The sequence below is a fragment of the Undibacterium sp. TJN25 genome (genome assembly GCF_049339885.1).
In the GTDB taxonomy this organism is placed as follows: Bacteria; Pseudomonadota; Gammaproteobacteria; order Burkholderiales; family Burkholderiaceae_D; genus Undibacterium.
In genome coordinates this window covers 20,094-36,628 of sequence record NZ_JBMPPM010000017.1, presented here as the reverse complement: position 1 = coordinate 36,628, position 16,535 = coordinate 20,094, and the positions used below count along the sequence as shown (strand labels likewise).

Sequence of the window (16,535 nt, the reverse complement as noted above, 5' to 3'; positions counted from 1 at the left end):
CACTATATTACTAGATATTATATTTTTCAATATAATAAAACTTCAGTGATGGGCTGCTTCGCCTGTATGCTTGGGATAGATGCGCACCAGCACGATACGCGGGCCGTTCATTTTCTTGACCACGGCGTCGAAATGCTCGAACTCGACCTTCTGCCCTTCTTCGGGGATATCGCCCAACTGGTGCATGATCAGCCCGCCTATCGATTCCACATCTTCGCTGTCCAGGTCTATATGCAGCGCGGTGCCCAGCGTATATAGCGGCAGGCTGCCCTTGCCGAGCAGCGTGCCATCGTCCTGCGTGGTCCAGTCGTTTTCGTTCTGGCGGAATTCGTCGCGGATCTGCCCTACCAGTGCGCTCAGCAAGTTATCCAGCGTCAGGAAGCCGACCGGCTTGCTGCCTTTGTAACCCACGATCGCAAAATGCGGCGCCCCCTTGCGGAAGCGGCGGAACAGCTCCAGCGCCGGCATCGACGGTGGCACGAATTCCACCTGGCGCAGGTGCTTGGCCAGGTCATCCACGCTCTTGTTGCCCTGCCGGGCCAGGAACAGGTCTTTCAGATGCAGCATGCCCAGCACAGTCTGGCCATCGCTATCGAAATAGGGATAGCGGCTGAAGCGGTTGCGATAGGCCGTCTGCATGTTTTCTTCCAGCGACTTGTTTTTGTATAGCGCCACCACTTCATTGATGGGCCGCATCAGGTCGGAAATTTCCAGGTCGGCAAAATCCAGCATCTGCGCCATGATGCTGCGCTCATCGCTGACCAGCTTTTCGCCAGGGTGGCGGGTGCGCAGGATCAGCTTCAGCTCATCCGGAGAATAGTGTGCATCTGCGCCATGGTGTGCATCCAGCCCGGCCAGGCTCAATACCTTGTTGGAACTCCAGTTCAGCGTCCAGATCGCCGGATACATCGTCCAGTAGAATATATACAGCGCGGGCGCGGTCCACAGGGACACCCGTTCCGGCATGCGTATGGCCATCGACTTGGGCGCCAGTTCGCCGATGACAATGTGCAGGAAGGAGATGACGAAGAAGGCAAAGAAAAAGGAGATGCCGTGTACCAGGTCCGGCGAGGTCACGCCTACCTGCTGCAGTACCGGTTCCAGCAGGCGTGCAAACGCAGGTTCGCCTATCCAGCCCAGGCCCAGCGAGGCGAGGGTAATACCCAGTTGGCAGGCGGACAGGTAGGCATCCAGACGCTGATGCACAGTAGCAAGTATGCGCCCCTGGACGCCGCTGGTTTTGGCAATGGCGCGCACGCGGGTCTGGCGCAGCTTCACCAGGCCGAACTCGGCCGCCACAAAAAATCCGTTCAGCGCCACCAGGAACAGGGCGGCGATTACCAGCAAAAGATTATCCAAACGAGCAGACCTATTATTTTATGAACAAGGCGCCACTTTACCATAGCGGCTTTTGGCGGCCGCCGCTTATGTCGCCATGCCTCCTCGCGCATCCCCTTCATGCGCCCGAAAGGCAGCCGACAAAGTTCATCTTTGACGGAAAATGACTTAAAATCAACCCTGGTTCGTTTCAACGAGCTTTACCAAGGGCCACGAAGGAGAGCAATATTGTCCATAGATGACGTCCTTATCCGCATCGTTGATAGCAATGCGCAACAAACACCCCATCGCGATATCGCGCTGCTGCGCGAACTGGTCGCCAGAATACGGCCACGCAAATCGCACGATAGCCTTACCGCCACCGACAATATCCGCGCACTGTGCTATGTGCTGGACCAGCATCCGGCATGGGCCGAAGGCCTGCGCGACTACATCGCCAATGTCATTGTCACCCGCAAGCTGGTGCACCTGCTGACCGATACAGGCATCACGCCCAACCAGGGTTTCTGGGGCGCCGCCTGGCACCGGCTGACGGAAAAATGGCTGCCGCCGCTGGTCAACGACGACTACCTGAAAGACGTGTTCGGCCAGCTATTCGACCGTGAAGACGACCATCGCTGGGTAGGCGCGGTCGGCGACGAGGCCTGGGCCGGCCTGTTCAGCGCCATCGGCTTCCGCGTGAACAAGCTGCGGCCGGCCTACTCCACCGTGACGCAGGAAATCCTGGGCGCAATACAGGTGCTGTCTTACCGCATCACCGCCATCGGCCTGGAGTCTGAGCTGGTGCGCAACCATCCGGACATAGAACGTTTTGAGTCCCCCTTTCTGCGGCAGAACGACGAGATCAATGACTATGTCGCCGGATACACTGCCTGGCTGGTAGACAGGAAATCCGAACGCGAGGATGGCCTGCATGTGGAAGTGCTGCTGACGCAGTGCGAGGAAATCATCGTCAAGATACGCCGCAATGCGGCAATGCAAGGCGTCTCCGTGAGCCTGACGCGCCTGCTGCTGCGGCTGACGCAGAGCATACGGCGCCTGCGCATGCTGCTGGAACTGCTGGACAGTAACAGCAGCGAGGATGCGGTATTGATCAGCGTGCGCTGCCTGAAAGAACTGGTCACAGCCGACAACCACAAGAGCAGCCTGAGCGACCTGATCAGCACCAATACCGAACTGCTGTCGCTGCAGATGACGGAGCGGGCCGGCCGCAGCGGCGAACACTATGTCACCAACAACCGCAGCGAATGGTTTGAAATGATGCGCTCGGCCATGGGCGCCGGCTTCATCGTCGGTTTCATGGCAACCATCAAGATATTGTTCGGCAAGCTGCTGCTGGCGCCCTTCGGCTACGCCTTGCTGTACAGCCTGAATTATTCGTTCGGCTTCATGCTGATCCACGTACTGCACTTCACGGTGGCCACCAAGCAGCCGGCAATGACCGCGGCAGTAATCGCAAAGTCCATCGACGAAGGCAAGGAAAAACTGCAGGAACTGGTGGAACTGGTGGTGCGCGTGCTGCGCTCCCAGTTCATCGCCATCGTCGGCAACGTCGCGCTGGCGATACCGACGGCGTATGCGATCGCCTGGGCCTGGTACGGTATCTACGGCAGTCACCTGGTGTCGCCGGACAAGGCCCGGCACCTGCTGGAAGATATCGACCCCGTACACAGCCTGGCACTGCCGCATGCAGCGATTGCCGGCGTCTGCCTGTTCCTGTCCGGCCTGATCTCGGGCTATTACGACAACAAGGCCAGCTACGGCAATATCCCTGCCCGGCTGCGCCAGTTGAAGTGGCTGAAGAAAATTCTTGGCGAAAGCAGGCTGAACCGCGTCACTGCCTATATCGGCAACAACCTCGGCGCACTGGCCGGTAATTTTTTCTTTGGCGTGATGCTGGGCACGATAGGCCAACTGGGCAGCTTCTTCGGCCTGCCGATAGACATACGCCATATCACCTTTTCCAGCGCCAATTTTGCCTTTGCGCTGGTGGGACTGGACCACCAGATGAGCTGGCAGGTAGCTGCCTGGTCGCTGGGCGGCATTTTGCTGATCGGCATGGTCAACCTGGGCGTCAGCTTCAGCCTGGCGTTGCTGGTGGCCTTGCGCTCCCGCCGGGTGAGTTTCGGCCGCGGCGGCAAGCTGGCGCTGATGATACTGAAACGCTTCCGCAGCGGAACGCGCGATTTCTTTTTCCCGCCAAGGGACCCCGAGCCTGTGCTGAGTGTGGCACAGGCCGCCACCACGAGCGAAGACGGGCAGGACCATTGACGGTGAAACCGGATGCGCGACGCCTGCAGGTCATCCTTTTGGCGGGCTCGCGCGTTATCAACCCTGCACTTCCCGTCGAGCATTTCTGATCCCTTCCATTTACGTAAAGAGACTACATGAAATCAAGCTTCAGCAAGGCATCGCACTTCCCTCTTTTTCCTGTGGCGGCCAGCGCTTTATGCCTGCTACTGACAGCACAAAGCGCCGGAGCGCATGAATATTCGGAGCAGCTCAGGGCAAAAAAATATGCCGACGTCGAACGCGCCGTCAGCGCCAGGCTCGCAACGGACCCGACTAATGCGGACGCATTGATTGCAAAGACGGAGCTGATCCTCAATGAAGGCCGCGAGAGCCGGCTGGAGGAAGCGTCCAAACTGGCAGAGCAATGCATCGCCGCCCATCCGCAAAACTCGGAATGCCATGAAGCGCTGGGCAATGTACTGGGCACCAAGGCCGTCAGCGCCGGCATCATGTCGGCGATAGGTTATGCAGGAAAAATACGCGACGCATTCCAGAAAGCGGTGGAACTGGATCCCAAGAACTACGATGCGCGTTTTTCATTACTGCAGTATTACCTGCAGGCTCCCGGCTTCGTCGGCGGCGGCTCCGGCAAGGCCCAGACTCTGGCGGCAGATACGGCAAAAATCAATCCGGCCGCCGGTAAACTGCTGCAAGCGCAGATAGATGTGAGCGACAGCAAAACCGCCAAGGCGGAAGCGGATGTGCTGGCCGTCAATACGGCAGGCTCGCCATCGCTGGCCGACATGCAGCGCGGCTTGTTGTCCGGCATCGGCATCAGCTACGTGCAGCAGAAAAAATTTGCGGATGCGGAGCGCGTTTTCCGCGACCTGCAACAGCGTTACCCGGACCAGGAAACCGGCTTTTACGGCCTCGGCCGCACTTTGCAGGAACAGGGCAAACAGCGCGACGCCATACCGCTGTTTGAAAAAGCCATTTCCATTGAAGCGCGTTCCAATTTTTATTACCGCCTTGGCCAGTGCTACCAGGCGGCCAATGATAAGGCGAAGGCTGTTACCGCCTACGAAAAAGCCTTGTCCGCCAGACCCGAACTACCGAAAAAATTAAAATCCGATACCGCAGATCAATTGAAGACATTGAAGGGCTGACACCGGATCGCCCTCGAAGGTGCCGCTGCCGCAGGCCATCCGCTCCAGGACGGCCTGTTTCTTTTTAATTTCCCACGGGAAATTTTAAGACCACGTGTCCACGATTTTCTCTTGTTCCGCATGCGTATTTCATCAACAGGCAGCAAATGCCGTCTATGCTGCATTTTTCAGCCTCCCAGCCCCGCCATGCCTAGCAAACGCGGTAAACCGCCAATATCAGTTGTATTCATACCAGAGTAGGGGCAACCACAGACGAATATGATTGACGGTCGTCCTGTATAGGCATTATGGTTAAATATTTAATAGTGGCAACAGAATTCCCTATGCACCTCCCTAGCCTGAGCCCTATTTGCGAAGGGTTTTACCGCGAAAGCTCTTCATGCCGTTAAAGATGCCCGTATGGCAAATTTGCCGGCTCGCGACAGTCTGCGCGGGATCGGCGGCCCTGCACGGTTGCTGGATCACCGCGCCGCATACCGATGCGCAATCCCTGGTCAAAGCCGGTGCGCAATGGGAGGCGCCGCTCCCTGCCGCCGAAGCAGGCCAGGCGTCATCGCTATCGCAATGGTGGGCGGCCTGGAATGATTCCACGCTGACGGATCTGCAAGCCCGCGCACTGCAGGACAATACTAGCCTGGCCCAGGCTGCAGCCCGCATTGCGCAGGCTCGCGCCGATGCCGCGGCGGCGGGCGCCGCGCTGTGGCCGGCCGTGGATTTCCGGGCCGCCTACGCCTCCACGCGCAGCCCATTGCAACCGCCGCCGGTGAAACAGACATACGCGATAGGCGGGCTGGATGCACGCTGGGAGATCGACCTGTTCGGCGCGGTGGAGAATACCCGCAACGGTTCGCTGGCACGCGTCGCTGCACGCGAGAGCGAATGGCAGGATGCCAGGATCAGCCTGGCTGCCGAAGTCGCCAATACCTATGTGGCGCTGCGCACCTGCGAGATCCAGCAGGACATTGCGCAAAAGGTCGCGAACTCGCAGGCGCTGAGCCAGAAATTGTTCCAGCAAAGAATAAGTTCGGGCTTCATCTCTGCGGTGGAACTGGCGCAAAACAGCAGCCTGCTGGCGACTGCGATGACGCAGCTGCAACAGCAAAAGACCGAATGCGCAGTCACCGTAAAGTCGCTGACGGTGCTGACCGGCATACCGGAACCGGAACTGCGCCCGCTGCTGGCGGCGCATGCCGGCGAAATGCCGCACCCGGCCAGTTTTGTCGTGGAAAACATGCCCGCCAAGGTACTGCTGCTGCGCCCCGATCTGCGCGCCGCAATGCAAAACCTGACGGCCGCAGCCTCGGAGATAGGCGTAGCGGAAGCCAAGCGCTATCCGTCGCTGTCACTGATGGGCTCGTTGGGAAGATACAGTTTCAGCATCAGCGGCCAGAGCCAGCAGGGCAACAGCTGGTTTTTCGGCCCGGTGCTGGATATCCCGCTGTTCGATGCCGGCAGCCGCAAGGCAGCCGTGGACAACGCCACCGCACGCTATGAAGAAGCGCTTGCTGCTTTCAAGCAAAGGACGCTGCTTGCCGTAAAAGAAGTGGAAGAAGCGATGCTGAGGCTGGACGCCGCCAGCCAGAACCTGGTGCAGCAGCAAAAAATAGATGAGGCACGCGAGATTGCGATGCAGGCCAGCGAAGCGGGACTGAAAGCAGGCAGCTACAGCGTGCTAGAAAGAGAAGAAGTGAAACGCCAGCAGTTGTCAGGCCGCCAGCAAAAAGTCATGCTGCAGCGCGACCAGGCCTCTGCCTGGATTGCATTGTACAAGGCAGTGGGCGGCGACTGGAGTGCCGGCACGAATGCAGGCGCCGGGAAAAACGCATCGGCTGAATAAGACGGCGAAAGCGCCGGTAATGCAAGCCAGCGGTGCAGGCGTATTGAAATACGCTGCAGAAATAAGCTAAAGAAATAGCTACAAAACAGATACTGGAGTCGGCTCATGGAGTACCACCCTAAAAAACAGACCCTGGCAATCGCCGCCGCTGGCGTGCTTGCATTGCTGGTGGCAGGTTTTCTGGTGTTTAAGAAAGATACGCCGGAGCAGGCTGCAGGCCCGGCATCCGCCATCGTACCGGCAGGTGCTGCCGCAGCCGCGTCGGCAAACAGTACCCCTCCCAATGCGGCATCGACAAATGCCTCCGCACCTACTGCTGGGGGCGCCTCGGCGGGCCGTCCGGCCCTGACTGTCACCGTGGCGCAGGCCCAAAGCAGCTCCTGGACCTCGACCATGGCCGCCAACGGCAGCGTGGCGGCATGGCAGGAATCCATTATCGGCACCGAACTGAGTGGCGTGCGGCTGAGCGAGCTGCTGGTGCAGGTTGGCGACCGCGTCAAGCGTGGCCAGTTGCTGGCCCAGTTTGCCGACGACACGATACAGGCGGAAGTAGCGCAGCAAAATGCCGCCGTCGCCGAAGCAGAAGCGACGCTGGCCGAAGCGCAGAGCAATGCCAGGCGCGCGCTGCAACTGAAGGACAGCGGCGCGATGAGCGTGCAGCAGATCAGCCAGTTTGCCACTGCCAGGAATACCGCGGCGGCCAGGCTGACGGCCGCTAAAGCAGCGCTGCAGACCGGCAAGCTGCGCTTGCAGCACACCAGAGTCACTGCACCGGATGACGGCATCATCTCTGCGCGTACCGCGACGATAGGGGCGATTTCGGCCGGCGGCCAGGAATTGTTCCGCATGATACGCCAGGGCAGGCTGGAATGGCGCGCCGAAGTCACGGCGGAGGAAACCGGCAAGCTGTCCCCCGGACAAGCGGTGCACGTGTTTTCCGCCGACGGCGGCAGCATCGCCGGCAAACTCAGGACCGTGGCGCCGACAGTGGATCCGCAGACCCGCAAGGCGCTGGTCTATGTTGACCTGGTCGATACTGCCGCAGCCATGAAGAACATCCGGGCCGGCATGTTTGCCAAAGGTGAATTCGTGCTCGGCGACAGCAGCGCATTATCGGTGCCGGCCAACGCAGTCGTCATCAGGGATGGCTACGCCAGCGTATTCATGGTCGATACCGGCAACCGTATCCGGCAGGTGCGCGTGACGCAGGGACGCACTCAGCAGGGCCGTACGGAAATCCTCAGCGGCCTGCAGGCCGACGCCAAGGTCGTCGACAGCGGCGCCGGCTTCCTGGCCGACGGCGATACGGTACGCGTAGCTGCTTCGGCTTCGGTTTCGCCCCCGGCTGCACCGGACATGCAGAATACGCCACCAGCATCGGACAAGCCGGGCAAGACCAAGGCGATCACGAACAAAGACTCCGTAAAATCTGCGGCGAAATGAGCGGCCAGACACGATGATCAATTTTTCTGCATGGTCGATCAAAAGCCCGATTCCGGCGGTACTGCTGTTCATACTGCTGACGATTGCCGGGCTGATCGGCTTTCACAACATGAAGATTCAGGATTTTCCTGATATCGAACTGCCGATGGTGAACGTCACTACGGTATTGCCCGGCGCGGCGCCGGCGCAGATAGAAAGCGAAATCACCCGCAAGATAGAAAATGCAGTCGCCGGCCTGCAAGGCGTCAAGCATATCTACTCGACAGTGCAGGACGGCCAGTCGCTGATCATGGTGCAGTTTGTGCTGGAAAAGCCGATCACTGAAGCGATGGACGACGTGCGCAATGCCGTCGGCACCGTGCGCGGCGAACTGCCCGGCGACGCCAAGGATCCGGTGATCGGCAAGGTGGAATTCAGTGGCGTGCCCTTCCTGGTATATACGGTAGGTTCTTCGCGGCTGGATGAAGAAGGCCTGTCCTGGCTGGTGGATAACCAGGTGACCAAGGCAATGATGGCGGTGCGCGGCATAGGCAAGGTGTCGCGCGTCGGCGGCGTCAACCGCGAAGTGCTGGTGGAACTCGATCCCGGCAGGATGGCGGCGCTGAATGTATCGGCGGCGGAAATTTCGCGCCAGCTGCTGCAGGTGCAGAAAGATGCATCCGGCGGACGGGCCAACCTGGGCGACGGCGAACAGACCGTGCGTACCATTGCCAACGTCGGCAGCGCGCAGGAACTGTCCGGCATGGAACTGTCGCTGAACGACGGCCGCCGCATACAGCTGGGCCAGGTCGCCAGCGTGCGGGACACGGTGGCCGAACGCCGCTCAATCGCGCTGCTGGACGGCAAGCCGGTGGTCGGTTTTGAAATCACACGGAGCAAGGGCGCCAGCGAAGTCACGGTAGGCAAAGGCGTGCGCGAGGCGCTGGAAAAAATGCGCGCGTCCCAGCCTGACCTGAAATTCGACGAAGCCTACAATATGGTGGAACCGGTACAGGAGTCGTTTAACGGCTCGATGTACCTGCTGCTCGAAGGTTCGCTGCTGGCAGTGCTGGTGGTCTGGTGGTTTCTGCGCGACTGGCGCGCGACGCTGGTGTCCGCGGCTGCCTTGCCACTGTCTGTCGTGCCGACCTTCCTCGGAATGTACCTGTTCGACTTCACGCTCAATACGGTGACGCTGCTGTCGCTGGCACTGGTGGTCGGTATCCTGGTCGACGATGCGATTGTTGAAATCGAAAACATCGTGCGCCACCTGCGCATGGGCAAGACGCCTCTGCAGGCAGCGATGGAAGCCGCCGACGAGATTGGCCTGGCGGTAATCGCCACCACGTTCACGCTGGTCGCGGTATTCCTGCCCACTGCCTTCATGACCGGCGTGGCCGGCAAGTTTTTCAAGCAGTTCGGCTGGACCTGTTCGCTGGCGGTGCTGGCTTCGCTGGTGGTTGCCCGCCTGCTGACGCCGATGATGGCCGCCTACCTGCTGAAGCCTATCTTCCACGGGGAAGAAAAAGACAGCAAGCTGATGTGCATGTATATGCGCGCCGCCCAGTGGTGCCTGAAAAACCGTTTCCTGACGGCGCTGATGGCCGGCCTGTTTTTTCTGGGCTCGCTGGCGCTGGTGCCGCTACTGCCTACTGGATTCGTGCCGGCGGACGACAGGTCACAGACCGTCGTCAAGATGGAACTGGAGCCCGGCAGCACCTATAGCGAAACCCTGGCCATGGCGGAGCGTGCCCGCAAGCTGCTGGCAAGCCGCAAGGACATCATCAAGGTATATACCGCGGTGGGCGGCGGTACTGCGGGCGGCGACCCGTTCACGTCGGGCGGCGTCAGTTCGGTCAGCAAGGCCAGCCTGACATTGACGCTGGTGCCGCGCTCGCAAAGGAAGGAAACCAAGACTGCGATTGAATCTCATATCCGCGAGATGATGCAAACCTTGCCCGGTGTGCGCACGACGATAGGCCTGGGCAATACCGGCGAAAAATATCAGCTGGTGCTGGTCGGCGAGAACGTGGATACGCTCAATACCGTTGCCGACAACGTGCAACGCGAACTGCGCACGCTGCCGGGCATAGGTTCGGTCAGTTCCAGCGCCGGGCTGATACGGCCGGAAGTCATTATCCGCCCGGATGCTGCGCGCGCGGCCGACCTGGGCGTGACGACCACGGCCATCGCCGAGACCATCCGCATCGCCACCGTCGGCGACTACGACGTGGCGCTGGCAAAGATGAACTTGCCCGAACGGCAAATTCCTATCGTCGTCCGCTTCCCCGGTTCCGCGCGTACCGACCTGGAACAGCTGTCGCGCCTGTCGGTGCCGGCCAAGACCGGCCACGTGATGCTGGGCCAGGTCGCCGATATTGCGCTGGGCAGCGGCCCGACGCAGATCAGCCGGCTGGACCGCTCGCGCAACGTGACCTTTGACGTGGAACTAAATAGCCTGACACTGGGTGAAGTCAGCGATGCCGCGGACAGGCTGCCCAGCGTCAAGAATCTGCCTGCCGGCGTGTCGCGCGTGATCATTGGCGACGCCGAGGAAATGGGCACGCTGTTCCTCAGCTTCGGTCTGGCGATGCTGACCGGCGTACTGTGCATCTACATGGTGCTGGTGCTACTGTTCCGCGATTTCATGCAGCCGGTGACCATCCTGGCGGCGTTGCCGCTGTCAATAGGCGGCGCCTTCGTCGCGCTGCTGTTGACCCATAGCGCTTTCTCGATGCCGTCGCTGATCGGCCTGATCATGCTGATGGGTATCGCGACCAAGAATTCCATCCTGCTGGTCGAATATGCGATCGTCGCCCGCCGCGAAGGCATGACACGCATGGAAGCGCTGCTGGATGCCGGCCACAAGCGCGCGCGCCCTATCGTGATGACCACGATCGCGATGGGCGCCGGCATGCTGCCGATTGCAATGGGTATAGGCATAGACCCGAGCTTCCGCGCGCCGATGGCGATTGCGGTCATCGGCGGGCTGATTACCTCAACCCTGCTGAGCCTGCTGGTGATACCAGTGGTGTTTACCTATGTGGACGATATCGTGCGGAAGATGTTTCCCAAGCGCGGCATGTAAGACTGGCCAGATAAAATAGTGCATGAAACTGAAAAGCCGCATCATCCTATTGGATGATGCGGCTTATTTAACTACTAGTGCCGATAGCGGCTGAATCTTCAGCCAGCTGGTTTAAGCAGCAGCCAGCGCCTTATCCAGCAACTGGTGCAATTCAGGAAAAGATGGCTGGCCCAGATAACGTTTCAGGATATTGCCGTGCTTGTCGATGACAAAGGTGGTCGGCGTCATTTTTACGTCGCCGAAGGCCTTGGCCAGCTTACCCTGCAGATCCAGCGCCACATCGAAAGGCAGCTTGCGGGTTTCGGTGTAGTTGACGACGTAGTTAGGCGGATCGCCGTCCATGGCCACCGCGACAAACTCCAGACCCTGCTTGTTGTACTTGTTATAGGTTTCTATCATGTGCGGCATTTCGGCGACGCAGGTTTCGCAGGAAGTCGCCCAGAAATTAACCATCACTACCTTGCCGCGCAGGCTCTGCGAACTGATTTTTTCGCCCTTCAGGTTGACGAAGGTGACGTCAGGCGCTTGCTGCTTGTTGGATATCGAAAAAAACACAATACCCAGCGTCACCAGCGCAATGGCGGCGACTGCGGAGAAAATCTTGAATTTACGGGGAGAGGATGGCGCTAGCATGGAATTTCCAGTCGGTCGTACAGAACGGTGCTGCAATAGGGTAAGCACATTATACGACCTATTTAATTTTGATGAGTTCAGCATCATTTTGTAACAGCGGCGCGGTGATGGCTTTTCCGGCAACATGGGTTGTCAACACGATGGCGGTGGACGTGGAGCCGAAGGCATTGAGCTCATTAATGATGCGTTGCAGGTGTTCGACATCGGTCGCCAGCACGCGCATGACGGCGCCGTCTTCACCGGTCACGGTATAGCAGTCTATGATCTCCGGGCAATCTGCAACGTACTGCGCATAGGGCCTGCCCTGCCGCGTGGACAGGCGTATCATGGCCGTGATCTGGTAGCCGAGCGCCTTGGGATTGATGTCCGCGCGGTAGGCCCGTATCACCTGCGCGGCTTCCAGCCGCTTGATACGCTCGGACACCGCAGGCTGGCTCAGATGCACCTGGCGACCTATCTCTGCATGCGAAATACGGGCATCCTGTTGCAATAATTGCAGGATTTTCTGGTCAAAGTTGTCTATTTTTTGATTCATAAGATAATTCGGCCGATTTCAGTTTAAATCCCGCTCGAACGGGATATTTGCTTATCGAAGCCCATTCATTGTAAGCAGTTTGCTTGGTACATTATAAGTCTCTGCGGCAAATCAGCTGATGTTGTGGCAATCGCACAATACCAGCCTGCCGCCGCTACCTACTTATCCATTATTTGACCAGCCATGACCACTACCGCGCAAATCAGCCACATCGTCGAACAATACCAAACTCCCTGCTGGATCTATGATGCGGCCGTGATACGTCGGCAAATTGCGCGGCTGCGCCGTTTCGACGTGATCCGTTTTGCGCAGAAGGCATCCTCCAACATCCATCTGTTAAAGCTGATGAAGGAAGAAGGCGTGCTGGTGGATTCCGTGTCGCTGGGCGAGGTGGAGCGCGCACTGGCAGCCGGTTTCCAGCCCGGCGACATCCATGCGGCGCCCATCGTATTCACCGCCGACCTGCTGGACCGCCATGCGCTGAAACGCGTGGTGGAACTGAACATCCCCGTCAACTGCGGCTCTCCGCAGATGCTGGAACAGCTGGGCCGGCTACACCCCGGCCATCCTGTATGGCTGCGTATCAACCCCGGCTTCGGCCACGGCCACAGCCGCAAAACCAATACCGGCGGCGAGCAGAGCAAGCACGGCATCTGGCATGCAAACCTGCAGGAGTGCATGCAAATCATCGCGCAATACAATCTGAACCTGGTCGGCCTGCACATGCACATAGGCTCCGGCGTCGATTACGACCATCTGCAAAGCGTATGCGAGGCGATGATACAGCAGGTAAAAGCCTGCGGCAGCGACCTGTCGGCCATCTCCATCGGCGGCGGCCTGTCCATCCCCTACCGCGGCGGCGAAGCCGAAGTGGATACCGATCATTACTTCGATATCTGGGACAAAGCTAGGAAAGAAATCGAGGCCTTCCTCGGCCATGCGATCAAGATGGAAATCGAGCCAGGCCGCTTCCTGGTTGCCCAGTCGGGCATCCTGGTCTCTGAATTGCGCGCGCAAAAGCAGGCAGGCAATAATTTCTTCGCCCTCGTGGACGCCGGCTTCAATGACCTGGCCCGCCCCGCAATGTATGGCAGCTTCCACCGCATCACCGCGCATGCGCCGAACGGCGATGCCCGCACCACGCCGCTGCGCGCCACCGTAGTTGCCGGACCGCTATGCGAATCGGGCGACGTATTCACGCAAGAAGACGGCGGCGTGGTCACCACGCAAGACCTGCCGGCCTGCGACATCGGCGACCTGTTCGTCTTCCATGATACCGGCGCTTACGGCTCCAGCATGTCATCCAACTACAACTCGCGTCCGCTGATTCCGGAAGTGCTGGTGGATGGCGACAACATCAAACTGATACGCCGCAGGCAGACCGTGCAAGAGTTGATTGCATTGGAGCTGTAAAGAAGAATTGCTGACGAATATCAGCAAGCTGTAGTCCAGATGCAGCGCAATCCGGGAAATGTTCCACAGGCCGCCGCTATGCTCCCGTGTTACGCTACATCAGGGCTACAGTCCATTGTTATCATAGCAGCGCTACAAACTCACTTCCGGCAGGCTGTCCGACCTGGACCCCGGTACGGGCGGATTATCCAGGGCGCGATACGTAAATACCATCGAATACTTGGTCTGCGCAGTCTGGTTGCGCCCTGCCGCGTGGAACAGATTACTGCTGAAAAACAGCACATCCCCCTGCTGCAGCGGCACGCTGACCGCCTGCTGTATCAGCGCCTGGTTCTCCGGCAAGTCCGGCCGCAGGAATTGCGCATCATCCAGCTGCGAGGCCTGTACCGGTAGTTTATGCGAGCCCGGTATCACCAGCAGGCAGCCGTTCTCCACCGTTTCATTGCGCAAGGCCAGCCACACGGTCACCAGCTCGGCGCGCTGAAAGCTCCAGTAACGGCTGTCGCGGTGCCAGCCCGTCACGCTCGAATATTGCGGCTGCTTGGTCATGATGCAGTTGTGATGGGCTTGCGACAGCAGCGCCTGCGGCCCCAGCAACTGTTTCAGCGCCGGCACGATCGCGTCGCCGGTAGCCCAGCCGGCCAATAAATCGCCGCGCCCATACGCACGCAGCAGGCGGCGCGCAGTATGCCCGCCTTCGGCCGCGCGCGATTCAGGCGCGCCGGGATAGTTCAGGTCGGCTTCAAATTCTATGGGTGCACACTGCGCCGCCAGCTGCTGCTGAGCAAAGGCAATCACCTGCTCGCAGAATGCAGGATCGGCAACACCGCGCAAGATCAGGTAACCTTGCTGCTGGAATTCAGAAATCTGGATAGGGGTAAGCATAAATCGGCACTTTCGATAGAGCCCTTATTTTGAGGCCCTCTATTTTAAGCCCTTTATTTTAAGCTCAATACGGAATGCACGCGAAGACTTACCGGCCGCTGCGCCGCAAGAAAGCAAGATATGCCTTATGTGAACAATAACGGAACGCGCATCTATTACGAAGAGCATGGCGCAGGCGAGCCCCTGGTGCTGATGCACGGCTTTACGTCCAGTGGCAGGCAATGGCAGATGACCGGCTTCGTGGACGGACTGAAGGACGCCTACCGGCTAATTCTGATCGATGCGCGCGGTCATGGACAAAGCGACAAGCCGCACGATGCTGCAGCCTATGCGCTGGAACAGCGGCTGACCGACATCAACACTGTGCTGGACAGCCTGGACATCGTGCGCAGCCACTTCCTCGCGTACTCAATGGGAGGCTGGCAGGCCTTCGGCATGGCGCTGCACTATCCACAGCGCGTGGCCTCGCTGGCAATCGGCGGCGCGCATCCGTACGCAGACAGCCTGCAGGCGTTTGACGGCACGGATGGCGAAGATCTCGATGCCTTCGTCATGGCAATGGAGAATTTTATCGGAGAAAAAATCAGCCGTGAGGCGCGCCCTTTTGTGCTGCAGAACGATATCCACGCGCTGCTGGCAGCGGCCAACGACCGTGAAGGCTATGCGGCCAGGTTGGCCGACGTCAAAGCGCCGCTGATGCTGTTCGTCGGCGACCGGGACCGGCGACTGGCGCTGGTGCAAAGAACCGCTGAAGAATTGCAGGCGAAGAAATTGCTGCTGGTGCCGGGAACCAACCACTCAAGCACGCTGTTTGCATCGGCGACGATACTGCCGGTGCTGAAGGATTTCCTGCAGGCGCAGTGCCAGGCCTTATAGGCTATTTTCTCCGCCAGCGGGTTTCATCGCTTTCCGGCCGGCCCAATTCGAACATCGTCTCCGGCGTGGTGCGTGAATACCAGTCGCCGCCCATGCGTGTGATGTAGTCGGTTTTGCGCGGATCGATCTGGCCGTCTTCCCCATACAGGCTTTCGGCGACATGGAAATAGACAACCTCGCCAATGACATAGTTGGCCGAAGCCGTGCCCTCTCCATGCGGCACGATCTGGTGCAACACGCATTCAATCGCGATCAGGCTTTCAGCGACACGGTCGCATTTGACCTTGACGCAAGGAACGGGAGTGAAGCTCGTATGCGGCCATTCGCTCTCTCCCAGCGGATAGGTATACGATGCCTGGTTCATGCCCTCTATCATCGAATAGCTCAGCAGGTTAATCGTAAACTGGCCAGTCTCGCGGATATTGACCAGCGTATCCTTGGGCCTGCCGGTATGGGTTCCCACCGGCGAGACGACAACCGACGGCGGATTAGCGCCGCCTGCCATGAAATAGCTGAACGGCGCGAGGTTGGGCGCGCCCTGCGCGGAGCGGGTGGACACAAAGGCAATCGGGCGCGGCGACACCATATTATTCAGGATACGGTAGGCTTCGCCCGTGCTGAGGTCCTTGACGTCGAGGCTGCGGAAGCGTGTGCTCATGAAAATCCCTGTTATCTTGTATAGAATACCAAGCGTCTATTATAGGCACGAAGAACAAGTTACGTTTGCTCTGCCTGCCAGAGCCGCAATCCCCATCCCACGCACAAATCCTTTATAAGGCACCCATGATCACCTGCTACCTGCGCTACATTATCGACCCCTATAAACAGAAAGAATTCGATCTCTACGGCAAAATGTGGATACCCCTGGTGGAAAAATTCGGCGGCACGCACCATGGCTATTTCATGCCGTCAGAAGGCGTCAGCAATGTGGCGCTCGCGCTGTTCAGTTTCCCCAGCCTGGCTTTGTATGAAGAATACAGGATCCAATCGGCGCAGGATGCCGCTTGCCAGGCCGCGTTCAAATACGCCGAAGACACCCGATGCTTCCTCAGCTACGAGCGCAGCTTTTTCCGTCCGGTTTTTGACTAGGCAGAACGCACCGGCACCGCT

At 59.1% G+C, this 16,535-nt stretch carries 13 protein-coding genes; 8 read left to right on the top strand and 5 right to left on the bottom strand.

Features of this window, described 5'->3' with window-relative positions; translation table 11 throughout:
* Positions 1-42: 42 nt before the first annotated feature.
* A complete protein-coding gene (locus ACO0LO_RS27335) occupies positions 43-1,359 on the bottom strand; it encodes a hemolysin family protein (RefSeq protein ID WP_422969413.1) in 1,317 nt (438 codons plus the stop codon).
* A gap of 207 nt (positions 1,360-1,566) precedes the next feature.
* Here ACO0LO_RS27335 and ACO0LO_RS27330 point away from each other — a divergent pair, with 207 nt between their 5' ends.
* The 5 genes from ACO0LO_RS27330 (at position 1,567) to ACO0LO_RS27310 (ending at position 11,083) form a co-directional block, all read left to right on the top strand.
* On the top strand, positions 1,567-3,609 hold the full coding sequence (locus ACO0LO_RS27330) for a site-specific recombinase (RefSeq protein WP_422969411.1): 2,043 nt from the start codon (positions 1,567-1,569) through the stop codon (positions 3,607-3,609).
* Positions 3,610-3,725: 116 nt separating this feature from the next.
* Positions 3,726-4,736 (top strand): tetratricopeptide repeat protein, encoded by a 1,011-nt coding sequence (locus ACO0LO_RS27325; RefSeq protein ID WP_422969409.1) that lies wholly within the window; start codon positions 3,726-3,728, stop codon positions 4,734-4,736.
* Positions 4,737-5,115: 379 nt separating this feature from the next.
* Positions 5,116-6,573, top strand: a complete 1,458-nt coding sequence (locus tag ACO0LO_RS27320; RefSeq protein WP_422969407.1) for an efflux transporter outer membrane subunit — start codon at positions 5,116-5,118, stop codon at positions 6,571-6,573.
* Between the two features lie 105 nt (positions 6,574-6,678).
* Positions 6,679-8,016, top strand: a complete 1,338-nt coding sequence (locus tag ACO0LO_RS27315; RefSeq protein ID WP_422969406.1) for an efflux RND transporter periplasmic adaptor subunit — start codon at positions 6,679-6,681, stop codon at positions 8,014-8,016.
* A gap of 16 nt (positions 8,017-8,032) precedes the next feature.
* Entirely contained in the window at positions 8,033-11,083 is a 3,051-nt protein-coding gene (locus ACO0LO_RS27310; protein WP_422969492.1) for an efflux RND transporter permease subunit, read from the top strand.
* Positions 11,084-11,194: 111 nt separating this feature from the next.
* Here the strand turns inward: ACO0LO_RS27310 and ACO0LO_RS27305 are convergent, their stop codons facing one another.
* The gene (locus tag ACO0LO_RS27305; protein ID WP_422969404.1) at positions 11,195-11,716 is read right to left on the bottom strand and encodes a TlpA family protein disulfide reductase; all 522 of its coding nucleotides are present in this window, start codon (positions 11,714-11,716) and stop codon (positions 11,195-11,197) included.
* Between the two features lie 58 nt (positions 11,717-11,774).
* On the bottom strand, positions 11,775-12,251 hold the full coding sequence (locus ACO0LO_RS27300; RefSeq protein WP_422969402.1) for an Lrp/AsnC family transcriptional regulator: 477 nt from the start codon (positions 12,249-12,251) through the stop codon (positions 11,775-11,777).
* Positions 12,252-12,434: 183 nt separating this feature from the next.
* Between ACO0LO_RS27300 and lysA the strand changes: the two genes are divergently transcribed.
* On the top strand, positions 12,435-13,664 hold the full coding sequence (gene lysA / locus ACO0LO_RS27295; RefSeq protein WP_422969400.1) for a diaminopimelate decarboxylase: 1,230 nt from the start codon (positions 12,435-12,437) through the stop codon (positions 13,662-13,664).
* A gap of 132 nt (positions 13,665-13,796) precedes the next feature.
* On the opposite strand, the gene ACO0LO_RS27290 is transcribed toward lysA, so the two are convergent.
* A complete protein-coding gene (locus tag ACO0LO_RS27290) occupies positions 13,797-14,549 on the bottom strand; it encodes a phytanoyl-CoA dioxygenase family protein (RefSeq protein ID WP_422969398.1) in 753 nt (250 codons plus the stop codon).
* Between the two features lie 129 nt (positions 14,550-14,678).
* Here ACO0LO_RS27290 and ACO0LO_RS27285 point away from each other — a divergent pair, with 129 nt between their 5' ends.
* On the top strand, positions 14,679-15,425 hold the full coding sequence (locus ACO0LO_RS27285; RefSeq protein ID WP_422969396.1) for an alpha/beta fold hydrolase: 747 nt from the start codon (positions 14,679-14,681) through the stop codon (positions 15,423-15,425).
* 1 nt (position 15,426) lies between these two features.
* On the opposite strand, the gene ACO0LO_RS27280 is transcribed toward ACO0LO_RS27285, so the two are convergent.
* Positions 15,427-16,083, bottom strand: a complete 657-nt coding sequence (locus ACO0LO_RS27280) for a flavin reductase family protein (protein ID WP_422969394.1) — start codon at positions 16,081-16,083, stop codon at positions 15,427-15,429.
* 125 nt (positions 16,084-16,208) lie between these two features.
* Between ACO0LO_RS27280 and ACO0LO_RS27275 the strand changes: the two genes are divergently transcribed.
* Positions 16,209-16,514, top strand: a complete 306-nt coding sequence (locus ACO0LO_RS27275; protein ID WP_422969392.1) for an NIPSNAP family protein — start codon at positions 16,209-16,211, stop codon at positions 16,512-16,514.
* Positions 16,515-16,535 lie beyond the last annotated feature (21 nt).